General features: G+C 62.2%; 18 protein-coding genes and 2 pseudogenes. 10 read left to right on the top strand and 10 right to left on the bottom strand.

Going from position 1 to position 21,206, the window contains the following annotated elements; genetic code table 11:
* Positions 1-12 precede the first annotated feature (12 nt).
* The 6 genes from KSS96_RS15065 to KSS96_RS15040 all read left to right on the top strand — a co-directional run bounded on the left by KSS96_RS15065 (position 13) and on the right by KSS96_RS15040 (position 6,045).
* Entirely contained in the window at positions 13-459 is a 447-nt protein-coding gene (locus tag KSS96_RS15065; protein ID WP_017529828.1) for a DUF6484 domain-containing protein, read from the top strand.
* 15 nt (positions 460-474) lie between these two features.
* The gene (locus KSS96_RS15060) at positions 475-1,587 is read left to right on the top strand and encodes a DUF2169 family type VI secretion system accessory protein (protein ID WP_017529827.1); all 1,113 of its coding nucleotides are present in this window, start codon (positions 475-477) and stop codon (positions 1,585-1,587) included.
* Positions 1,584-2,624 (top strand): 3-oxoacyl-ACP synthase, encoded by a 1,041-nt coding sequence (locus KSS96_RS15055; RefSeq protein WP_026067418.1) that lies wholly within the window; start codon positions 1,584-1,586, stop codon positions 2,622-2,624. Before KSS96_RS15060 ends, KSS96_RS15055 begins: the two co-directional genes overlap by 4 nt.
* Positions 2,624-3,814, top strand: coding sequence for a PAAR-like domain-containing protein (locus KSS96_RS15050; RefSeq protein ID WP_217855019.1), 1,191 nt, complete (start codon positions 2,624-2,626; stop codon positions 3,812-3,814). Before KSS96_RS15055 ends, KSS96_RS15050 begins: the two co-directional genes overlap by 1 nt.
* 224 nt (positions 3,815-4,038) lie before the next feature.
* Complete coding sequence (locus KSS96_RS15045) at positions 4,039-4,761, top strand: hypothetical protein (protein WP_217855017.1); 723 nt, start codon at positions 4,039-4,041, stop codon at positions 4,759-4,761.
* A 45-nt stretch (positions 4,762-4,806) separates the two neighbouring features.
* Entirely contained in the window at positions 4,807-6,045 is a 1,239-nt protein-coding gene (locus tag KSS96_RS15040; protein WP_116078801.1) for a TIGR02270 family protein, read from the top strand.
* Between the two features lie 5 nt (positions 6,046-6,050).
* On the opposite strand, the gene KSS96_RS15035 is transcribed toward KSS96_RS15040, so the two are convergent.
* Together KSS96_RS15035 and KSS96_RS15030 are read right to left on the bottom strand one after the other, a co-directional pair.
* Positions 6,051-7,385, bottom strand: coding sequence for an LLM class flavin-dependent oxidoreductase (locus tag KSS96_RS15035; protein ID WP_065879084.1), 1,335 nt, complete (start codon positions 7,383-7,385; stop codon positions 6,051-6,053).
* A gap of 20 nt (positions 7,386-7,405) precedes the next feature.
* Positions 7,406-8,362 (bottom strand): ABC transporter substrate-binding protein, encoded by a 957-nt coding sequence (locus KSS96_RS15030; protein WP_065879085.1) that lies wholly within the window; start codon positions 8,360-8,362, stop codon positions 7,406-7,408.
* 302 nt (positions 8,363-8,664) lie between these two features.
* Here KSS96_RS15030 and KSS96_RS15025 point away from each other — a divergent pair, with 302 nt between their 5' ends.
* Positions 8,665-9,534: an isocitrate lyase/PEP mutase family protein gene (locus tag KSS96_RS15025; protein WP_017530672.1), complete on the top strand. Its 870-nt coding sequence runs from the start codon at positions 8,665-8,667 to the stop codon at positions 9,532-9,534.
* Positions 9,535-9,598: 64 nt separating this feature from the next.
* On the opposite strand, the pseudogene KSS96_RS28355 reads toward KSS96_RS15025, so the two are convergent.
* Positions 9,599-10,075 (bottom strand): annotated as a pseudogene (locus KSS96_RS28355) (methyl-accepting chemotaxis protein); the annotation flags it as partial.
* 111 nt (positions 10,076-10,186) lie between these two features.
* Positions 10,187-10,864: pseudogene (locus KSS96_RS28350) on the bottom strand (PAS domain-containing protein); the annotation flags it as partial.
* A gap of 335 nt (positions 10,865-11,199) precedes the next feature.
* On the opposite strand from KSS96_RS28350, the gene KSS96_RS15015 reads away from it, so the two are divergent.
* Together KSS96_RS15015 and KSS96_RS15010 are read left to right on the top strand one after the other, a co-directional pair.
* Positions 11,200-11,580: a RidA family protein gene (locus tag KSS96_RS15015; protein WP_017530670.1), complete on the top strand. Its 381-nt coding sequence runs from the start codon at positions 11,200-11,202 to the stop codon at positions 11,578-11,580.
* Between the two features lie 68 nt (positions 11,581-11,648).
* Positions 11,649-13,628 (top strand): peptidase U32 family protein, encoded by a 1,980-nt coding sequence (locus KSS96_RS15010; RefSeq protein WP_017530669.1) that lies wholly within the window; start codon positions 11,649-11,651, stop codon positions 13,626-13,628.
* Here KSS96_RS15010 and KSS96_RS15005 read toward each other — a convergent pair.
* Positions 13,606-14,508: a DMT family transporter gene (locus tag KSS96_RS15005; RefSeq protein ID WP_065879086.1), complete on the bottom strand. Its 903-nt coding sequence runs from the start codon at positions 14,506-14,508 to the stop codon at positions 13,606-13,608. The genes KSS96_RS15010 and KSS96_RS15005 overlap by 23 nt on opposite strands.
* A 109-nt stretch (positions 14,509-14,617) precedes the next feature.
* Between KSS96_RS15005 and KSS96_RS15000 the strand changes: the two genes are divergently transcribed.
* The gene (locus tag KSS96_RS15000) at positions 14,618-15,061 is read left to right on the top strand and encodes an Lrp/AsnC family transcriptional regulator (protein ID WP_065879087.1); all 444 of its coding nucleotides are present in this window, start codon (positions 14,618-14,620) and stop codon (positions 15,059-15,061) included.
* Positions 15,062-15,132: 71 nt separating this feature from the next.
* Here the strand turns inward: KSS96_RS15000 and xylB are convergent, their stop codons facing one another.
* Genes xylB through KSS96_RS14975 form a run of 5 tightly spaced genes read right to left on the bottom strand, consistent with a single transcriptional unit; the run spans position 15,133 to position 21,110 of the window.
* On the bottom strand, positions 15,133-16,593 hold the full coding sequence (gene xylB, locus KSS96_RS14995; protein ID WP_217855016.1) for a xylulokinase: 1,461 nt from the start codon (positions 16,591-16,593) through the stop codon (positions 15,133-15,135).
* Between the two features lie 7 nt (positions 16,594-16,600).
* Complete coding sequence (locus KSS96_RS14990) at positions 16,601-17,602, bottom strand: LacI family DNA-binding transcriptional regulator (RefSeq protein ID WP_017530665.1); 1,002 nt, start codon at positions 17,600-17,602, stop codon at positions 16,601-16,603.
* 29 nt (positions 17,603-17,631) lie between these two features.
* Positions 17,632-18,564 carry an ABC transporter substrate-binding protein gene (locus KSS96_RS14985; protein WP_065879090.1) on the bottom strand — a complete coding sequence of 311 codons (933 nt, stop codon included), beginning with the start codon at positions 18,562-18,564 and terminating at the stop codon, positions 17,632-17,634.
* Positions 18,565-18,598: 34 nt separating this feature from the next.
* Positions 18,599-19,585, bottom strand: coding sequence for an ABC transporter permease subunit (locus KSS96_RS14980; RefSeq protein WP_026067484.1), 987 nt, complete (start codon positions 19,583-19,585; stop codon positions 18,599-18,601).
* Positions 19,578-21,110 carry a sugar ABC transporter ATP-binding protein gene (locus KSS96_RS14975; protein ID WP_017530662.1) on the bottom strand — a complete coding sequence of 511 codons (1,533 nt, stop codon included), beginning with the start codon at positions 21,108-21,110 and terminating at the stop codon, positions 19,578-19,580. The genes KSS96_RS14980 and KSS96_RS14975 overlap by 8 nt, the downstream gene beginning before the upstream one ends.
* Positions 21,111-21,206: the final 96 nt, after the last annotated feature.

The raw sequence follows: 21,206 nt of genomic DNA, 5'->3' as shown, positions 1-21,206 counted from the left end.
GGAGGTATATATATGACGGTTCAGTACCCGCTCCCCACCCAGGCCCGTATCGATGGGGTCATCATCGGCAGCCTGCTCGCCCTGCCCCATGCCGGCGCGCCCACGGTCACCTACCCCGGTTGCCCGGACAGCCGCGGCCTCGTCGCTCGCTGCACCGCGCGGCTAAGCCCGGCGGATATCGGCAGCCCGGTGGCGCTGATGTTCGAGGACGGCGACCCGATCCGCCCACTGCTGATCGGCCTTCTGCTTGACGCCCAGGCCGCCGTCGCTCCCGTCGCCAGTGTGCGACTGGATGAGCAGTGCCTGGAATTGAGCGCAGAACGCGAGATTGTGCTGCGTTGCGGCAAAGCCAGCATCACCCTGACCCGCGCCGGCAAAGTGATCATCCAGGGCGCCTACCTGTCCAGCCGTTCCAGCGGAGTCAACCGCATCAAGGGCGGCTCGGTGCAAATCAACTAGACAGGTAATCGGCCCATGGAATTGCTCAATGCCAGCAGACTGACGGCGGCCTATACCCTGGGTATGGACCGTGATGGTCGCGAATCCCTGGTCGTGGTGGCCAAAGGCACGTTTGATCTACCGCTGGACGGTCGCGCCTTGACGCTCGCCGACAGCCAGCAACCGCTGCTGATGGCCGACACCTTTCTCGGCGAACCAGGCCTGAGCGCCCCGCTGCAGGAAATGGACTTTGCGCCGGTCAAGCCCTTCTGCGATGTGCTGGTGTGCGGCAAGGCCTACGCGCCCGGCGGGCGGCCCGTGACGCAGTTGACCGCGGGTATTCGCGTGGGTCGGATGAGCAAGGCTTTTTCCGTCGTTGGCCCGAGGCAATGGCAACTGGGGCTGTTGGGCCTCTCTCCCGGCTCGCCGCAGCCTTTTACCGAACAGAACATCTCCTATGCCCAGGCCTACGGTGGCTCCCATCCTATGGTGAATGCCCCCGATATGCGTGACGGTTACCTGGACAACCCAAGCGGTTGCGGCTGGTACCCGCGCGGCCTTGATAACGCCTACATCGTCGGCAGGCCAATGCCCAACACCGAAGAGCTGGGCAAACCGATCGAAAACCCTTTTGGCAACTTTCGCCCCGTGGCCCTCGGCCCCATCGCTCGTAGCTGGCCGCAACGCGCCCGCTTCGCCGGTACCTACGACGAGGCCTGGAAAGCCGACTGTTTTCCGTTTCTGCCGGCGGACTTCGACACCCGCTACTATCAGGCCGCACCCGACGATCAGCAGGTTGATTACCTGCGCGCAGGCGAGGAGGTACTACTGCTGAACCTCACTGCCCAGGAGCGCGCAGGTTTTCGCATCCCTGAGATGGAAGTGCCGGTGACCTTTTTCCTGAAAAAAGGCGGCCATGAAACGGTGTCAGCGGTGATCGACACCCTGCTGATCGACACAGACGCCCGCCAGGTGCAGTTGACCTGGCGTACCTCCCGTCCGCTGCGGCGCAACATGTTCGAGATTGCCCAGGTGCTGGTCGGCACGCTGTCCATCGGCTGGTGGCGCGCCCGGGCATTGGGTAAAGACTACTACCCATCGCTGCGCGCCCTGGTAAACGCCAAACGCACCCGGGAGCAAACGCACTGATGCGTGCTTTGAGCATTATCGGCTCCGGCATGGTCAGCGCTGTCGGCCTCAGCGCACCGGCCAGTTGCGCGGCGATCCGCTGCGCCATCGACAACTTCCAGGAAACCCGCTTTATCGATCGGGGCGGCGAATGGCTGATTGCCGCCAGCGTGCCGTTGGAACAGCCCTGGCGCGGCCGCACCAAGCTGGTCAAGATGGCCGCGCGCGCCATTGCCGAGGCCCTGCACAGCACGCCCAACGTCGAACCGGAAAAAACCCCGCTGCTGCTGGGGCTGGCGGAGCTCGAGCGCCCCGGCCGTCTAGAAGGTCTCGATAAAGGATTGCTGCAGGCCATTGAAGCCGAACTGGGCCTGCGCTTTCACCCCGCCTCCAGCATCCTCGCCCATGGCCGGGTCAGCGCCGCCGTGGCGCTGCTTGATGCACGCACCCTCATTTATGGCGGTGGCCATCGCCACGTGCTGATTGCCGGCGTCGATTCCTTCCTCAACGGGCCAACGCTGGCTGCCTTCGAGCAACGCGAGCGCTTGCTCACCAGCCAGAATTCCAACGGTTTTATCCCCGGCGAAGGGGCTGCCGCCGTGGTGCTGGCCGCCCCCGTCGCGAGTGACACGCCGCAATTGGCCTGCATCGGGCTGGGGTTCGGCACGGAACAGGCCACGGTGGAATCCGAAGACATCCCGCTACGCGCCGAAGGCCTGACCCAGGCCGTGCGTGCAGCCCTGGGCGAAGCCGGTTGCGGGTTGGAACAGATGGATTACCGCCTGACGGACATCTCTGGCGAACAGTATTACTTCAAGGAAGCTTCCCTGGCCCTGAGCCGCAGCCTGCGGGTACGCAAGGAGTTCTTCCATCTCTGGCATCCGGCCGACTGCATCGGTGAAGTCGGCGCCGCCATTGGCCCGGCGATGCTCGCCGTGGCGCTGGCCGCCAGCCGCAAGGGTTATGGCGAAGGGCCGAATATTTTCTGCCACCTGGGCAACGACGCCGGCCAACGCGCCGTCGCGCTGCTCAGCTACCAGACCGTGAGGGCTGCCTGATGGCCAACCAAGTATTTGCCAACAACATGGAAGTCTCCTGCAAGTCGGCCGACGGCAAGTCGATCGCGTGTTTTCCGGACGTGTGCTTCACCCCACCCGTGGCCCCGCCTACCCCGCTGGGCGTGCCCATCCCCTACCCCAACACCGGCATGGCCAAGGACACGACCAAGGGCAGTCGGACGGTAAAGATCACGGGTAAGGAAATCATGCTCAAGGACCAGAGCTATTTCAAAACCAGCTATGGGGATGAGGCTGGAAACGCCCCTAAAAAGGGCATCGTCACCAACAAGATCAAGGGCAAGGTGTATTTCACCTCCTGGTCGATGGACGTGAAGTACGAAGGGAAAAACGTTGTTCGGCACATGGACCTGACCACCCACAACCATGCCTCCCAACCGGGCAATACCATGCCCTGGACCTATACGGACCGAATGGCACTGGCCAAGGATCTGGCCCAATGCGAGGGCGAACGAGGCCGGGCAAAAGACGCTTGCGGGGACCTTGAGCAGAAAATGATCTGCCCGGACATCGGCCCGCTGCAGGCCGCGACCAAAGCCCGCAAAGCCGCTAAAGACGCGGCGGGCGACGGGTTTAAAGACAACTCGGCCTATCTGGGCACGCACGCCGACGTCCAGGGCGAGTATGCGTCCCTGGCCAAAACCATCAACAGCGACCCTTGCCAAAAGGCGATGCGCTGCTTTCTCGCGCCGTTCAAACCCAACCGATGCTGCCCCGGACAAACCGGTGACCACCTAATCGATTCGGCATCCTTCACCGACGGGCCGGCCTTTCCCGGCCAACCCAGAAGCAAGCACCCGACCAAAGCCGGCTGGAGCAAATACCAGACCGACAGAGCCCCGGTGATGTGCGCGGAGGGGCCCAATCAGACCACCGCCACCCACGGCCAGATGCATACCCGACGTGGGGTGGTGGCCTTGCATGAAGCCGATGCAAACGGTGAATGGCCAAGGTCCAAGGCTACGCAGACGGGGGCCAGGGCGGCGAAGAAAACCTTTCCGGACTCCAACTGTAGTCAGGAATGCCTGGAAGCTCAGTTGAACACCTATCACGACAAAGCAAAGGACCCAGGCGAGGAAAAACCGATCAATGCCTGTGCGTCCATGACCAGCAATCAAGACGAGCGTGAGAAGGCTAGAGTCGAAATGTTCACTAGCAAGTCTCGTCGTTAATTTACTCACTTCAGGAGATCAATATGGACCCCAAAGACCCACGATTCAGCGGACTCAGCATTAGTACTGGAGTCGTTCGTTACTCAGACCTCTGCTATGTGATGGCCACGGACGACATTTCTATCAGTGAAGGTTCTACCGGTTCGATACTGTTCTCTCTGGATTGTGAAGAATGGGGGGCCGATAACGTCCCATGGCTTGCCTGTTCCGGAACCGTCTGCCACGTGCCGATCGAACGATATCTGGCTCTGGGCACCGATGGATCGGTAGAAGCCAGTGGCGGCGGCACGGTCATAGAAGAATCCATCGCCAGCTGCGGCACAGACCCCAAAAAACGCGGCCCCCTGCGTGAAATCCGTGGCATCGCCAAAGGCCGAGCCTACGCCGTAGGCGCCTGCCGACAAGCCTATGTTCGCGAGGGCGAAGACCAATGGCGTTGCATCGACCAGAGCGCCCAGGTCGGTGACACCCCGATCACCGACACCAGCTTCGAATCCATCGATGGTTTCAGCGAGCAGGAAATCTATACCGTCGGCTGGGAAGGCGAAATCTGGCGGTACGACGGCGACCTCTTCACCCAGCAGAACAGCCCCACCAACCTTGCGCTCTACAAGGTCCGCTGCGCGCCGGATGGCTACGTCTACGCCTGCGGCCAACTCGGCACCTTGCTTCGGGGGTGCAATGAACAATGGGAAATGATCGAACATGACAGCACCGACGAAGACCTCTGGGGCATGGAAGTGTTCGATGGGCAGGTTTATGTGTCGTCCACCCATTTCGTCTACCGGCTCGAAGGCGACAAACTCAAGCCCGTCGACTTCGGCGACGACGTGCCGCGAACCTGTTATCACCTGAGCGCGGCCGACGGCATCATGTGGTCCATCGGGCCCAAGGATGTCATGCAGTTCGACGGTTCAAACTGGACACGGTGCCTGCAAATTGACTAACCCGACGCGCCTGCCCTGCCCTTGTTGCATCGGGGCCCGGGACTGATGAACACACTGCCCGTCGTCCTTGACCTGCATGCCGAAGAAGCCAGCTTCCTCGCTGTCCTGCGTGATTACGCGTTACGCGCGCCACATTACGACCTGGACGACCTCGGCAAACTGGAAGACCGTATCGACGCTCATCTCGATGGCCTGCGTATCGCCGGCCCCGCAGGCCTGGAAACCGTGCTGGCCCAACTCGGCCCCCACACGGTTGGCGAGCTGTTTGCCGGCGTGGTCCTGGCCTTCGAGACACACCACACCGATGGGTTGTCGCAGCTCAGCGAACACGTGAGAAACGCGGTGGAAACCGAGCGTGGTTATCTGATGGCCCTGGGGTGGCTCGACTGGGAATGGGTCGCGCCCTGGATCGACCGCATGCTCGCCTCCCCAAAGCCCCTGTTCCGTCGCCTCGGCCTTGCTGCCTGTGGTATGCATCGTCGCGATCCCGGCGCAGCGCTGCTCGCGGAGCTTTCGCAAGCCGACCCCGGCGTGCTGGCACGCGCGGCCCGTACCGCCGGCGAACTGCGCCGGCATGACCTGATGCCGACCCTTCGTTCGCACCGTCTACATCAAGATGCAGCAACGCGCTTCTGGGTCAATTGGGCCACCGCACAGCTGGGCGATGAATACGCCCTGGAGCCACTGCGCCCCTTCGCCGAGCAACCGGGTGCGTTCCAGTACCGTGCGCTCTGCGTCCTGTTGGCCTGGCAACATCGGGAGCACAGCGTCGCCTGGATACACCAGTTGCTACAGAACCCTGCCCAGCGCCGCATCGGCATCCAGGCCATTGGGCTGCTGGGCGATCCCGTCGGCGTGCCGTGGCTGATACAGCAGATGAGCGACCCGCCGTATGCCCGTGTCGCCGGCGAAGCCTTCAGCCTGATGACCGGCGCGGACCTGGCGCTGCTCAATCTGGAGCTGCAGCAATTGCCGGATTTCGACGCGGGGCCGAACGACAACGCCGAGGACCCCAATGTCGTCATGGACCCCGATGAGAACCTGCCCTGGCCCGACCCGCAGTCAATCAGCCGCTGGTGGCAGGCCCATGGAGGCGAATTCCAGGCAGGCGTCGGCTACATAGTGGGGTTGCCTCAAAGCGAAAGCGGTTTCAAGCAAGCGCTTGCCCATGGCCTGCAACGCCAGCGCATCGCCGCCGCCTGTGGCATCGCGCGCTTTCGGCCAACCGATGTGCTTTTGCCCATTAGCGCTCCCGTCAGGCGGCAAAAAAAGTGGCTGGGGTAACCGGCTCAATTCGGCAACCCGTTGCGCTTGAACCTGGGAATGTCCAGCCCCAAGCTCTCGCGCAACGTCGTTCCTTCATACGCCGTGCGATACACGCCACGCGCTTGTAACAACGGTATGACCTGTTCAGTAAAGCGATTGAATTGTTCCGGGTGCCCAATGTAAACGTTGAAGCCATCCACCGCCCGCGCCTCGAACCAATCCGCCATTTTCTGCGCGACCGTGTCCGCCGACCCCACGAAGGCGCCCGGACGCAGTTGTCGACCGAATTCAACCGCCTGGCGCAACGTGAAGCCTTTCTCGCGAGCCTGGTCTGCAATGCGCTTGGCGGCGGTAAAAAAGCTGCTGCGGGCGGCCTCCAGGCTCTGCTGGGGAAACGCTGCGTCGAGGTCGTACTGGCTGAAGTCATGCCAGCCGAAATTACGCCCGAACTCCTTCAGCGCCAGTTCAAAGCTGTGATCGGCCTGATGGTAATGCTGCTCGATTTCCCGCGCATGCTCGTCCGTGTCGCCGACGTAGATTTCCGCGCCCGGCATAACCAGCAGTTGTTCCGGGTCGCGACCAAGCTGCACTGCCCTGCCCTTTACCTCCCGGTAGAAAGCCTGGCCCTGCTCGATGCTGGCGGCGTGGGTGAAGATCACATCGGCCGTGGCGGCGCCCAGGTCGCGACCTTGCGCTGAATCACCGGCCTGGAATATCACCGGCTGGCCTTGGGGTGAGCGCTGGATATTCAGCGGGCCCACCACCGAAAAGTGCTCGCCCCGGTGGTTCAGGCTATGCAGCTTGCTCGGGTCGAAAAACTGCCCCGTGGCACGGTCGCGCACGAACGCATCGTCCTCATAAGAGTTCCATAACCCTTGCACCACCTGAACGTGTTCGGCGGCACGGCCGTAGCGCGTGTCGTAATCATAATGCTCGTCGCGGCTGTAATTGCCCGCCGTGCCCGCATCTCCGCTGGTCACCACGTTCCAGCCGGCGCGGCCCTTGCTGATCAGATCCAGAGAGGCCAGACGCCGCGCGACGTTATACGGCGAGTTATACGAGGTGGTCAGCGTACCGACCAAGCCTATATGGCGGGTGCTGACCGCCAGCGCGGACAACAGTGTCAGCGGTTCGAGCCGGTTCAGGTAGTGCGACGGCGATCCCGGCGTGATGAACTGGCTGTCGACAATAAACACCAGGTCGAACAATGCCGCTTCGGCCTGGCGCGCGATGTCGATATACCAGTCAACGTTAACGCTGGCATCGGCCGGCAGTTGAGGGTCAAGCCACAGATTGTGGCGGCCTGGCCCGCCGCAGCCCATCGTCAAGGCCCCGAGTTTCAGTTGTCTTTTCATCATGTGGGGGCATTCCTCGGTGTTCAGGGCTGGGTCTTGGCGACGACGGGTTGCAAGGACGCGGCGAATGAATCGTCGAATAAACTGGCCGCCGCATAAGGCTTGACCAGCCCTTGGCCGGCAAAAAAGTCCACGGTTTTTTGTGCCTCTACAGGAGACTGGGCTGTCAGCGGCTCGACCGTTGTGCGTGCCCGGGCAAACCAGACACGTGCAATGTCGGCATCCGCCCGGGTGCGTTTGGCCCAGGCATCGGCATAAGCGTCTGTGTTGGCGGGATGCTGGCGAGCCCAGTCGCGCGCTTTCTTCAGGCGCTGAAGAAAATCGCTGATGGGCGCACGTTTGGTGTCGATGGCCTTGGCGTTGGCCGCAATGAAACTCTGGGCGGGAATCAGCCCTTCAGCCGTCGCGAGAACCCGCGCGCCTTGGCGTTCCTGTTGGGTGACGTAAGGCTCCCACGTCGCGATCACGTCCACCGACCCACCTTCCAATGCATGGGAGGCATCCAGCGCGCTGAGATAGCGCAGTTCCAACGCGTCTGGGCGCACGCCCGCCTTATCCAGCGCGGTCAGCAACAACTGCTGGCTCCAGGAGCCTTTCCAGATCGCCGCACGCTTGCCTGCAAGGTCCGCGAGGCTGTGGATCGACGAGTCCTTTTTTACCAGGATGGCCACGCCGTCGAGGTTTTGCCGGCTGACGGCGATCACCTTGATCGGTGCACCTAAAGCCCCCAAAAACAGCACCGGCGCATCCCCCAGCAAGCCGATGTCGAGGCTGCCGACGTTGAGTGCCTCGGCCACCGGCGAGCCTGCGGTGAATTGCTTCCATTCAAGGGTATAAGGCAGATCGTCCAGTACGCCTGCGGCTTCCATCACGGCCTGGGCGTTGTAGCTTTGATCGCCCACCACCAGTGTTTGCGCGGTCGCGCTCAGGCACAGCAGCAGGCCGGCCAACCCGGCCGCGAGTTTTGTCAGGTAACGCACGCTCGTCTCCAGATGCCTTGTCAGGCAGTTCAAGTCGATCCGCGCGTACGGTCTCGGCACTGTTCAAAGGGGTAGTCAGCCTCATACGATGGGGCCGGGCGTCGGGCATGTAAAATACTGATAATGCATAACGTAATTCTATAATAATGTCATAAGCGTATTTTTAGCCCCGTCGGTTCCATGTGCCAGCCGCATGCCTCATGCTCAAACGTCATAATCCCCGGTTCGCCTGCGTGGTAATCTCGCGCCACCACGAATAGACATTGATCGTCACTCGACGATGACCAGAGCCAGGAAAGAACATGTCCAAAAAATCTCACTCAGCGTTGCGCCGCAACTTCCGTGAACTGCTTGCAACGCCTGCGTGCGTTGAAACCGCCTCCGTATTCGACCCGATGTCCGCGCGTATCGCCGCCGACCTGGGTTTCGAGGTGGGCATCCTGGGTGGCTCTGTTGCCTCGTTGCAGGTATTGGCGGCGCCCGATTTTGCGCTGATCACACTGAGTGAGTTCGTTGAGCAGGCCACCCGAATCGGTCGTGTGGCGCAACTGCCCTTTATCGCCGACGCCGACCACGGCTACGGCAACGCCCTCAACGTGATGCGCACCGTCGAAGAGCTGGAACGTGCCGGTGTGGCCGCGCTGACGATTGAAGACACCTTGCTGCCGGCGCAATTCGGGCGCAAATCCACCGACTTGATTTCGGTTGAGGAAGGCATCGGCAAAGTCCGGGCGGCCTTGGAAGCCCGCGTCGATTCAGAGCTGTCGATCATTGCCCGTACTCACGCAGGCGTGCTGCCGACCGAGGCGGTGATCGAGCGCACCTTGGCGTATCAGCAAGCTGGCGCCGATGGGATTTGCATGGTGGGTGTCAGCGATTTCGAGCATCTGGAGAAGATCGCAGAAAAGCTCACCGTGCCGCTGATGCTGGTGACCTATGGCAACCCCAAACTCCATGACGCCCAGCGCCTGGCAGACCTGGGCGTACGCGTGGTGGTCGCGGGCCATGGCGCTTACTTCGCGGCGATCAAGGCCACCTATGACAGCCTGCGTGCCCAGCGTCAGTTGACCCATAGCACTTCGAACCTGAGCGCTACCGAGCTGACCCACACCTACACCTTGCCGGAAAGCTATGTGGCCTGGGCCGAAGAGTTCATGGATGTAAAAGAGTAAACCCTGCGTGAAGCGAGGGCAGAATCACTCTGCCCCTCTTCCTCAAGCCGCTTGGCTTGCCGGCTTAGCCAACCCAACCGACCGCCGTCTTGGGAATAACCTCGGACTCATCGAGCTTCGACGCGAACATGCTCACCGCCTGCACCGCGTCGCTGGTGCTGGTGCGGATCTGCAGGATCACCGATCCCGCCTGATCCGCAAGGTTGACACCGCGCTGCGCGCCCTCCTGGGTGGCGCTCATGCTGGCGACCGCGTCGCGGGTTTCCGAGAGGATCATGCCGATCATCTCGGCAATTTCCGCGGTAGAACGGCTGGTGCGCCCGGCCAGTTGCCGCACTTCATCGGCGACCACCGCAAAACCACGCCCCTGGTCACCCGCCCGCGCCGCCTCGATGGCCGCGTTGAGCGCCAACAGGTTGGTCTGGTCGGCGATGCCACGAATGGTGTTGACGATGGCCGTGATCTGTTCGGAGCGATCACCCAACTGGCCAACCAGACGCGCCGAGGCGCCGATATTCTCGGCAATGCGGCGCATTTCCGTGGCGGTTTCATGGATCACCTGGGTACCGTGCTCGGCGAAACGCTCGGTTTCGGATGAAATATGGTAGGCCCGCGAGGCGCCGCGTGAGTCTTCCTCGAATTTTTCCACGCGTTCGGTGATGTCGCTGGCGAACTTGACCACTTTGAGCAGCTTGCCGTCGCCGTCATAGACCGGGTTGTAACTGGCTTCCAGCCACACCACGCGCGCATGTTTACCGATGCGCTTGAATTGCCCGGTGAAAAATTCGCCGTTGTTCAAGCGGCGCCAGAAGTCCGAATACTCACTGCTGTTGATCAGCGCCGGCTCGCAAAACATGCGGTGATGTTTGCCTTTGAGCTCGGCCAGCGAATAGCCCATCACGTTCAGGAAGTTGTCATTGGCATCCAACACTTGGCCGTTCAAGTCGAATTCAATTACCGCCATGGCGCGGTCAAGCGCGGTCAACTTGCTGCGGGTTGCGGCTTCCTGCTCGACTTTGGCGGTGACGTCGAGGGCGTACTTGACCACCTTCAACACCTGGCCTCGTTCATCCAGCACCGGGTTGTAGCTGGCTTCCAGCCACACCGTGCGGCCATGGGAATCGACGCGCTTGAACGTACCCGACACAAACTTGCCGGCCTTCAGCTCACTCCAGAACTGACCGTAGGCCGGGCTGCTGGTCAGCGCCGGCAAACAGAAGTCACGGTGGGACTTGCCGGCCAACTGGTCGCGGCTGTAGCCCAGTGTTTTCAGGAAGTTGTCGTTGGCGCTCAGCACCTTGCCATTGAGGTCAAATTCGACCACGGCCATGGAGCGTCCGAGTGCCGATATCAGTCCTTTGTATTCGGTGACTTCGGCCGTCCTGGCCGCCAGTTCTGTTTTGAGTGTTGTGTTGAACATGACGTACCCTCAGCCGCGCAAAGAACCTATTTCTTATAGGGCTATCGGCGTCGGAATACGGGACTTTACGGGATTTTACGGTTTATTTTCTGGCGTCAAATAACCGTGATTGAAGTGGGTGTTCAAGGCGATTTCTGCGGCTGCGCAAGCGACGCCAGCCGCTGCTGGGCATAAGCCGCGGTTTGCCCCTGCGGTTATTTTCGGGGACCATGGCGCCTTTCCGTTCCTGCCAATGAGAGGCGCCCATGGCCAACCACGACCTGTCCTACACCCCCGATCCTGATGCCGACTCCATTTCCAGCGACGTGATCGGCTTCAACGGCATCCTGGTCTCCACCCAGATCCCGACCCGCGCCGACGGCAGCCTGGAGCTGGGCGATATCACCCTGCAAAGCGAATGCACCCTGCAAGCGCTCAAAGTTGCCTTGGAAAAGGCCGGCAGCACCATGGACCGGGTCATGCACCTGACCATTTATCTGACCGACATGGCTGATCGCGCCGCCTTCAATGAAGTCTACAAACGCTTCTTCGCCAAGCCCTGGCCCGTGCGTGCGGCGGTTGGCGTGGCGGCGCTGGCGGTGGAAGGCATGCGGGTGGAAGTCACCGCGATGGCGGCCAAGGCCTGAGTGGATGCCGGTCAGGCATTTCACAGCTACAATGCGCGCCTCAACCGTGACAAGCCTGACTAAAAACTATGTCCTTGCCCAAGCATCACCTGGAACTGCTCAGCCCTGCCCGCGATGTCGCCATCGCCCGCGAGGCCATCCTGCATGGCGCCGATGCCATCTACATTGGCGGCCCGAGCTTCGGCGCGCGCCATAACGCCTGTAACGAGGTGAGCGACATCGCCCAACTGGTCGAATTCGCGCGTCGTTACCATGCGCGCGTATTCACCACCATCAACACCATCCTGCATGACAACGAACTGGAAGCCGCGCGCAAGCTGATCCATCAGCTCTACGACGCCGGTGTCGACGCGTTGATCGTGCAAGACCTCGGTGTCATGGAGTTGGATATTCCGCCCATCGAGCTACACGCCAGCACCCAGACCGACATTCGTACCCTGGGCCGGGCCAAGTTCCTCGATCAGGCCGGCTTCTCCCAGCTGGTGTTGGCCCGTGAGCTGAACCTGCAAGAGATCCGCGCCATCGCCGACGAGACCGATGCCGCCATCGAATTCTTTATCCACGGCGCCCTGTGCGTGGCGTTCTCCGGGCAGTGCAACATCTCCCACGCGCAAAACGGCCGCAGCGCCAACCGTGGCGACTGCTCCCAGGCCTGCCGCCTGCCATACACCTTGAAAGACGACCAGGGCCGCGTCGTGGCCTTTGAAAAACACTTGCTGTCGATGAAGGACAACAACCAGAGCGCCAACATCCGCGCCTTGGTCGAAGCCGGCGTGCGTTCGTTCAAGATCGAAGGCCGCTACAAGGACATGGGCTATGTGAAAAACATCACCGCCTATTACCGCCAGCGCCTCGACGACGTCCTCGAAGACCGCCCGGACCTGGCCCGTGCGTCCAGCGGCCGTACCGCGCATTTCTTCCTGCCCGATCCGGAAAAAACCTTCCACCGGGGCAGCACCGACTACTTCGTCACCGACCGCAAGATCGACATCGGCGCGTTCGACACCCCGACCTTTACCGGCCTGCCGGTGGGTACCGTGGAAAAAGCCGGCAAGCGCGACCTGCAAGTGGTCACCCATGAGCCGCTGTCCAACGGCGATGGCTTGAACGTGCTGGTCAAGCGTGAAGTCGTGGGTTTTCGCGCCAACATTGCACAAGCCAAAGGTGAATTCGAAGAAGACGGCCAGAAGCGCTACCGCTACCGCGTCGAGCCGAACGAAATGCCCGCAGGCCTGCACCAACTGCGCCCGCATCACCCGCTCAACCGCAACCTGGATCACAACTGGCAACAGGCGCTGCTCAAGACCTCCGCCGAGCGCCGCATCGGCCTGGCGTGGGTAGCGCGCCTGCGTGAAGACCAGCTGGAAATCACGGCGACCAGCGAAGAAGGCATCAGTGCCAGCGTCGCCCTGCCCGGCCCGTTCGGCGTGGCCAACAAGCCTGAACAGGCGCTGGATACCCTGCGTGATCTGCTTGGCCAGCTCGGCACCACCGAGTACCACGCCACCCGCACCGAGCTGGATGCGCCACAGGCGTTCTTCATTCCCAACTCGCAGCTCAAGGCGCTGCGTCGCGAAGTGATCGAAGCGTTGACCGCCGCCCGCGTCAAAGCGCATCCGCGTGGCGGGCGCAAGGCCGAGACCACGCCGCCGCCGGTGTACCCGGAAGCGCATCTGTCGTTCCTGGCCAACGTCTACAACCAGAAGGCCCGCGACTTCTACTATCGTCACGGCGTCAAGCTGATCGACGCGGCGTTCGAAGCCCATGAAGAAACCGGCGAAGTGCCGGTGATGATCACCAAGCACTGCCTGCGTTTCTCGTTCAACCTGTGCCCTAAACAGGCCAAGGGTGTGACCGGGGTGAAGACCAAGGTGGCACCGATGCAGTTGATCCACGGCGACGAGGTACTGACGCTGAAGTTCGATTGCAAACCGTGCGAGATGCACGTGGTGGGCAAGATCAAGGGGCATATCCTTGGGTTGCCGCAGCCGGGCAGCGCCGTGGAGCACTTCAACCCGCAAAACATCATCTTCCAGGGTACGCACTGACGTTCGAGCGGGGCCACCACCAGCCCCGCTGCAACCCCGCCGCCGCCAGCAGAATCGCCGCCACCCCCAGCCATTGCAGCCAGCCCAGGCGATGGCCGAAGGCAACCCAGTCCACCAGGATCGCGGCAATCGGGTAGATGAACGACAGCGCGCCGGTGATGGCCGTCGGCAGTTTCTGGATCGCGCCGTACAGCAACACATACATCAAACCGGTATGCACCACCCCCAGCGTGACCAATGCCGCCCAGGCATTGCCCGCCGCCGGCAGGCTGTTCCACGGCACCAGCGGCGCCAGCAGCAACGCGCCGGTGACCACCTGGATCAGCGCCATCAAGTGCGGCGGTACTTCCTTCAAGCGCTTGATGATCAGCGCCGCCAGCGCATACAGAAACGCCGCCCCCAAGGCCAGCGCAATCCCCGTCAGGTAATCCCCGCCCCCGCTCTGCTGCTCGCCATGGGCGGTGACAATCGCCAGCATCCCGAGAAACGCCACACTCAGCCACGCCAGCTTCTGCACGGTGATTTTTTCACCCAGCAACAGCGCCGCCAGCATCACCAATATGAACGGCTGCACGTTATACACCGCCGTGCTGATGGCGATGGACGCGCGCGAGTACGATTCAAACAACAGCAACCAGTTGCCGACAATGGCCACGCCACTGAGCATCGCCAACCCAAGCTTGGCCCAACTGAGCAAATCCAGGCGCAGGTAGCCCAGCAACGCGCACACGATCAGCAGCGTCAGCCCACCGATCACGCAGCGCCAGAAAACCACCTCGATCACCGACACGCCCGACACCAGCACACACCAGCCAATGGTGCCGGAAATCAGCATGGCGGCGACCATTTCCCACGAACCGCGACGGATGGATGAATCCATGATTGATGCTCCTCAAGTGAGGCTCAATTATGGCAATCTGTTCGGCAGCGGCTCCAGCGACTAAAAAAGGCAAAACGTTTAAATCACCTTTTCTTATTAGGCCAATCCCATGATCGACACCATCGACCAACAACTGATCGCCGCCTTGATGGACGACTCACGTTTGTCCCTCAAGGCGCTTGCGGGGATCACCGGGCTGTCTTCGCCCAGCGTGGGCGAGCGCCTGCGCCGCCTGGAAGAACGCGGCGTGTTGACCCACTACACCGTCGATATCGACCCCAGTCACTTCGGCTACCTGCTGCAAGCCATCGTGCGCATCCGCCCCCTGCCGGGAAAATTGCAGGAAGTGGAACGCCAGATCCAGGCGATTCCCGAGTTCACTGAATGCGACAAGGTGACGGGCGACGACTGCTTCATCGCGCGTTTGCATGTGCGCGCCATGGACCACCTCGACAGCCTGCTCGACCGGCTCAATGCCTACGCCGAAACCAACACCGCCATCGTCAAGAAAACCCCGGTAAAACGGCGATTGCCGCCGCTGGCCAGCGACTGAACGGGAACAAACCGGCTTCTGTGGGAGGGGGCTTGCGTTTAGCTGAGCGGCATTGAGGCTACCACCGGTGGTTAGTCGTGAAGGCTCTTTGCGGCGCTCAGCAACCCCTGGAACTTGCGATAGCGCGCCGCCAACACCGGCTGCTGCCTCAGGTCTGGCTTATACCGCGCCTTGACCGGCATGCCCGCCGCCAGCAACTCCGCGCCTTGCCCAATCGCCATAAACCCCAGCTTCGCCGCGCCGATGCACGCGCTCAATTCGCTGCCGTGCAAGGTAAAAATGTCTCGCTGGAGGATATTGGCCAACAACTGCGCCCAGTACCCGCTGCGGGCACCGCCGCCTACCAGGGCGCAGGCTGTCACGTCGGCACCGGCCGATTGCACCGCGCGCAGTGCATCCAGCAGGCCGAAACCCACGCCTTCCATCACCGCATACCCGAGCATCGCCGGGGTGCAGTCATGCCCCAGGTTCATAAAGCCGCCCCGCAACAGGGGATCGTTATGCGGCGTGCGCTCCCCGGCCAGGTAGGGCAAGAACAGCGGTGTGCCCAGCGGCACGGGTTGGCCGATCGGCAACTGCGCCTGCACCTGCTCCAGCAGCGCCTGTTCATCGGCCGTGCCCGTGAGCCGTGTGACCCAACGCAGGCAACTGGCACCGGCGAGCATGGCCCCCATGGTGTACCAGCGGTCGGGCAACGCATGGCAGAAGCTGTGCACCGCACTCGCCGGGTTGCCGGCGGCGTGGTCGGTAATCGCCACAATCGCCGCGCTGGTGCCCAGGGTAATGAAACCATCACCGGCATTGATTGCACCGATGCCCACGGCGGCCACCGGGTTGTCACCGCCACCGCCGGCAATCACCACTTTGGCGGGTAAACCCAACCCGTTCAGGGTAACCTCGGCACTCGCCGCACCGCCCTCCACCAACCTGGGCAACTGCGCGGGTTCAAGGCCGGTAGCGCGCACCATGGGCGTGAACCAGTCGCGCCGCGCCACATCCAGCCACAGCGTGCCGGCGGCGTCCGACATCTCGCTGATGCGTTCGCCACACAGCCGCAAGCGCAGGTAATCCTTGGGCGAGAGCACGCAGTCGAGGGCGTTGAACACCTCCGGCTCATGGCGTTGCAGCCACAGCAGCTTGGGCGCGGTGAGCCCGGCCATGGGCAGGCTGCCGGTCACTTCGGCCAATTCAGGCCCCAACTGTTCGGCCTCGGCGACGGCGCGCGAGTCGTCCCACAGAATCGCCGGGTACAGCACGCGGTCGTCAGCGCCCAATAACACCGCACCGTGCATTTGCCCGGACAGGCCGATACACGCCACGCGGGCAAACGCTTCATGGCCGCGCAATTGCTCCAGCGCCTGCAGACAGGCCTGCCACCAGTCCTCCGGTGCCTGCTCGGACCAGCCGCTATGGCGCCGCGACACGCTCAAGCGCACGCCGGTGTGCGCCAGCACGGTTCCATCCAGGCCCATGAGGATGGCTTTGAGTTCGGAGGTACCCAGGTCAATGCCAAGGGAAACAGGACAGTTCATAGACGTGTTATTCCAATTTCGAACAGCCACAGGAGTTACGTAATTGCAGGGTCGGTGCCAGGCGCACGCTTTGCGGCGGGGCGTCGGGCGATGCCATGCGGTGCAGCAACAGGTCGACGGCGCGCGCCCCCAGCGCCTTGACCGGCTGTGCGATCAGGCTGAGGCGCGGCACGAAGAAATCGGCCCATTCAAAATCATCAAACCCCACCAGGGCCATCTGCCCCGGCACCTCAATGTGCGCGTCTCGCAGGGCATGCATCGCGCCGAGTGTCATCAGGTTATTACCGGCCATGATCGCGGTGGGTGGCGATGCCAGCCCCAACAGTTGCACCGTGGCCTGGCGTGCCGGCTCGGTATTGGAGCCGCCGTTGACCAGCAACTGCGCGTCGAACGCCAGCCCCTGCGCCTGCAACGCCGCGCGATAACCGGCCACCCGCTCATCGGTGGTGCTGAACCCGCTGCGCCCGGCGATAAACCCGATACGTCGATGCCCGTGAGCAATCAGGTGCTCAATCAGGGCCTGGGTGGGCTGGATATTCTCCACCCCGACCTGATCGAACTGCTCGCTCATCATCCGATCCACCAACACCGCCGGAATCTCGTTGGCCCGCAGATATTCCAAGGCCAATGAGCCGTTCGACGGCGCCAGCACAATGCCGTCGACCCGCCGATGATGCAGCGCCGTGACCACCCTCAGCTCTTGCTCCGGGTCGTCATGGGTGTCGACAAACAGCATCATGTAACCGTGTTTGGCGCACTCGGTTTCAATCGCGTGCACGGTTTCGCTGAAGTAGTGGTTGGACAGCGCCGAGATCGCCACGCCGATGGTGTTGGTGCTGGAACGGGCCAGCGAGCGCGCCAGGGTATTGGGAATGTACCCCAACGCCTGGATCGCCTGCTGCACCGCCAGCACCGTAGCCGGGCTGACTTTGCGGGTGCCGTTCAGCACATGGGACACGGTCGACGTCGACACCCCTGCCCGGCTTGCCACGTCGTCCATGGTGACCATGGCGCTGTTCCTCCATCAATGCCGCTGGATCAATGCTTGCTCGACCAGCCGCTGTACGTGCCGACGTTGTCGCGGGTGATCAGTTTTGGCGTCAGCAGGGTCACCGCTTCGGCTGGGGCTTTGTCGTTGAGCAGGTCGTTGCCCACGCTCACTGCGGTCTGGGCCATGGCCCACGGGTCCTGGCTGGCGGAGGCCTGGATCTGCGTATCGGTCTTCAGGGCGTTCTCGATATCCGGCGCACCGTCTACCGAGGTAATGATGATACCGCTGCGCTTGAGCTGCTTGGCCGCCAGGTCGCTGCCGATGGCCTGCGGGTCGTTGATCGCGAACAGGCCGTCGATTTTCGGGAAGCGCGTGAGGTAACCCTGCATCACATTCAAGCCGCCTTCACGCGAACCCTTGCCGTCCTGGTCGTCGGACAGCACCTTGATCTCCGGCGCCCCGGCCAGCGCGGCTTTACAGCCTTTGACACGGTCGGTCACGGCGGTCACCTGCGGGCCGTTCTGGATAATCACATTGCCCTTGCCCGAGAGTTTGTCCACCAGAAACTGGCAGGCCAGCTTGCCGGCTTCCACGTTGTCGGTCTGCACCGTGGCGTTCACCCCCTTGGCGTCCACATCCACGGCCACCACCACGATACCGGCGTCCCGCGCTTTCTTGATCGCCGAGGCCATCGCGGACGGGTCGACGGCGTTGATCAGAATCAAGTCGACCTTGGACGAGATGAAGTTATCGATCTGTGAGAACTGCTTGCTCAAGTCATAGTCGGCGGACACTGAAGTGACCTTGACGTTGGGATTCAGCTCTTTGGCGCGAGCGGTTGCACCGTCGGCCAGCGTCACGAAATACGGGTTGCCGAGCGAGCCCATGCTGATGCCAAGGGCCTTGAGTTCACGCGCTTCGACGGCTTGGGACATCAGGGCAGCCAAAGCAACAACGGGAAATATGCGTTTGAAGTTCATGCGGGTCTCTCTTGTGATTGTTGTATGAGTGAAATCAGGTACGCGCACCAGACTGGCGATAACGATCCAGCGCCACCGCGCCAATGATCACGATGCCCTTGATGATGTATTGCCAGATATCCGACACCCCCAGCAGCACCAGGCCATTGGTGAGCACCGCGATAATCAGCGCGCCGATCAGCGTGCCGCCGATGGTGCCGACGCCGCCGGTAAAGCTGGTGCCGCCGAGGATCACCGCGGCAATCGCATCCAGCTCATAGGATTGTCCCAATTGCAGGCCATTGGCGGCGAACAGGCGCGAGGCGCTCATCACCGCGCCGAGCCCGGCCAATGCACCGGACATGGCGTAGACGAACAACAGCACCTTCCACACCTTGATGCCCGACAGCCGCGCCGCTTCCGGGTTGCCGCCCACCGAATAGATCTGCACGCCCATCACCGTGCGCCGCAGGATGAACCACGACAGCGCCACCACCGCCACGGCGATCACCACCAGCCACGGCACGCCTAAGATCGAGTCATTGCCGATAAAGGCAAACGGCAAGTCGGGGTTGAACACGGTCTTGTCGTCGGCCAACAGGCGCGCCAAGCCACGCATGGCGGTAAGGGCGCCGAGGGTGACGATAAACGGCGGCAGCCGCATAAAGGCGATCAACCCGCCGTTGACCAAGCCCAGCAACAGGCCAAAGCCAATCCCGGCGGCGATCCCGAACATACCGAATTGCGGCGACATGGAGGCCTGCAACGCCACGACCGCCGACGCCGCCAGAATCGCCCCCACCGACAGGTCGATGCCCGCCGTGAGAATCACAAAGGTCATGCCCGCCGCCAACACCACGTTGACCGAGGCCTGCTGGGTGATGATCGACAGGTTCTGCATGGTCAGGAAGTTTTCGCTGGCCAGGGCAAAGCCCACCAGCAACAACACCAGCACCGGCAACATGCCCACGGTGCGCATCAGTTCACGTGCGCGCTCTGCCCTGCCTATTGTTTGTTTTGTTGCAATCATCGAATCAGCCATTGGCAACCACCTGATCGCCACCGGTGGCGAGGTCAATAATACGTTCCTGGGAAATAGCGTGGCCCGAGGCCCCGCCCACTTCGGCCACCAATTGGCCTTCGCGCATGATCAGCACCCGGTCGCAGGTGCCGATGATCTCCGGCAGCTCGCTGGAGATCACCACAATGCCGACACCGGCCTGGGCCAGTTGATTGATGATGCGGTAGATCTCGGACTTGGAGCCGATGTCCACGCCCCGCGTGGGTTCGTCGAGGATCAGCACATGCGGCTTGACCTCCAGCAGCCGCGCCAGCAACACCTTCTGCTGGTTGCCGCCGGACAACGCGCCCACATTGACCTTGCCCGACGCCACGCGGATCGACAGCGATTTGATCGCCTCATTCGCGCGTTGCGCCGCGTGGCCAAGGTCGAGCACGCCGCCGGCACGCGCATCCGGCACACAGGCGCAGACGTTGATGTTGTCGGCCACGCTCATGTCCAAAAACAGGCCCTGGGCTTTGCGGTCTTCGGTGAGGTACACCACGCCGGCGCGGATCGCATCGGCCGGGGTGCGCAGTTGGGTGACGGTCTTGCCCACCACTTCCAGGGTGCCGCTGGTACGCGGGTCGGCGGCGAAGATCAGCCGCGCCAACTCCGTGCGCCCTGCCCCCACCAGGCCGGCGATGCCCAGCACTTCACCGCCGTGCAAATCAAAGCTGCAGTTGCGCACGCGCTTGCCGTCGGCCATGTCCCGCACACGCATCACTACGTTGCCGGGGTTGTAGGCGGCGTGTTCCTTTTTATAGAAACCGGACAGGTCGCGGCCCACCATCATTTTCACCAGCACCTCGGCCGACAACGCGTCGCGGGTCAACTCGCCGATGTACTGGCCGTCACGCAGCACCGAAACCCGGTCGGACAACTCATAGATCTCGGCCATGCGGTGGCTGATATAGATAATCGCCAGGCCCTGGCCGCGCAGTTGTTTGATCAGCGCAAACAGCCGGTCGGTCTCGCGGGACGACAGCGGTGTGGTGGGTTCGTCCATCACCAGGATCCTGGCGTGGGCATGCAGGGCGCGGGCGATTTCCACCAACTGACGCTCGGCAATCGACAGGCTGCTGACTTTGGTCGCCGCGGTGAATTCCGCGCCCAAGCGTTGCAGCACCTCCTTGCAACCGTCCTGCATGCCCTTGCGGTCGATGGTCCAGCCGCGCCGCAGTTCACGGCCCAGGTAGATGTTCTCGGCCACGCTCAGGTTCGGGCACAGGCTCAATTCCTGATAGATCACGGCGATGCCGAGGGCTTTGGCGGTGGCGGGGTTATAGGTGGCGATGGCTTGGCCACCGATGCGGATTTCGCCGCCGGGATCGGCCTGGTAGGCCCCGGAGAGGATTTTCATCAGCGTCGATTTGCCGGCGCCGTTCTCCCCCATCAAGGCGTGGATTTCGCCGGGGTAGACCTTCAGGCCGACGCTTTTAAGCACGCGCAACCCATTGAAGGTTTTGCTGATGCCCTGCATCTCGAGCAAGGGTTCAAGGCTCATGGGTGAGCTCCTGGATTTATTATTTTTGTAGGTCGGCTCCCTTTGAATCAGAGCCGATTGCCACCGACTCTAATTCAGATACATTTGCTTACGCAA

It is taken from the genome of Pseudomonas asgharzadehiana (assembly GCF_019139815.1).
GTDB classification, from domain to species: Bacteria; Pseudomonadota; Gammaproteobacteria; order Pseudomonadales; family Pseudomonadaceae; genus Aquipseudomonas; species Aquipseudomonas asgharzadehiana.
The sequence above is the reverse complement of the archived record's forward strand: the minus strand, read 5'-3'. Positions and strand labels throughout refer to the sequence as shown.

What these genes read in the sequence shown, in the direction of transcription:
- KSS96_RS15065 (WP_017529828.1), top strand. Translation starts at nt 13, where the DNA reads ATGACGGTTCAGTACCCGCTCCCCACCCAGGCCCGTATCGATGGGGTC.
- KSS96_RS15060 (WP_017529827.1), top strand. Translation starts at nt 475, where the DNA reads ATGGAATTGCTCAATGCCAGCAGACTGACGGCGGCCTATACCCTGGGT.
- KSS96_RS15050 (WP_217855019.1), top strand. Translation starts at nt 2,624, where the DNA reads ATGGCCAACCAAGTATTTGCCAACAACATGGAAGTCTCCTGCAAGTCG.
- KSS96_RS15040 (WP_116078801.1), top strand. Translation starts at nt 4,807, where the DNA reads ATGAACACACTGCCCGTCGTCCTTGACCTGCATGCCGAAGAAGCCAGC.
- KSS96_RS15035 (WP_065879084.1), bottom strand. Translation starts at nt 7,385, where the DNA reads ATGATGAAAAGACAACTGAAACTCGGGGCCTTGACGATGGGCTGCGGC.
- KSS96_RS15025 (WP_017530672.1), top strand. Translation starts at nt 8,665, where the DNA reads ATGTCCAAAAAATCTCACTCAGCGTTGCGCCGCAACTTCCGTGAACTG.
- KSS96_RS15015 (WP_017530670.1), top strand. Translation starts at nt 11,200, where the DNA reads ATGGCCAACCACGACCTGTCCTACACCCCCGATCCTGATGCCGACTCC.
- KSS96_RS15010 (WP_017530669.1), top strand. Translation starts at nt 11,649, where the DNA reads ATGTCCTTGCCCAAGCATCACCTGGAACTGCTCAGCCCTGCCCGCGAT.
- KSS96_RS15005 (WP_065879086.1), bottom strand. Translation starts at nt 14,508, where the DNA reads ATGGATTCATCCATCCGTCGCGGTTCGTGGGAAATGGTCGCCGCCATG.
- KSS96_RS15000 (WP_065879087.1), top strand. Translation starts at nt 14,618, where the DNA reads ATGATCGACACCATCGACCAACAACTGATCGCCGCCTTGATGGACGAC.
- xylB (WP_217855016.1), bottom strand. Translation starts at nt 16,593, where the DNA reads ATGAACTGTCCTGTTTCCCTTGGCATTGACCTGGGTACCTCCGAACTC.
- KSS96_RS14990 (WP_017530665.1), bottom strand. Translation starts at nt 17,602, where the DNA reads ATGGTCACCATGGACGACGTGGCAAGCCGGGCAGGGGTGTCGACGTCG.
- KSS96_RS14985 (WP_065879090.1), bottom strand. Translation starts at nt 18,564, where the DNA reads ATGAACTTCAAACGCATATTTCCCGTTGTTGCTTTGGCTGCCCTGATG.
- KSS96_RS14980 (WP_026067484.1), bottom strand. Translation starts at nt 19,585, where the DNA reads ATGGCTGATTCGATGATTGCAACAAAACAAACAATAGGCAGGGCAGAG.
- KSS96_RS14975 (WP_017530662.1), bottom strand. Translation starts at nt 21,110, where the DNA reads ATGAGCCTTGAACCCTTGCTCGAGATGCAGGGCATCAGCAAAACCTTC.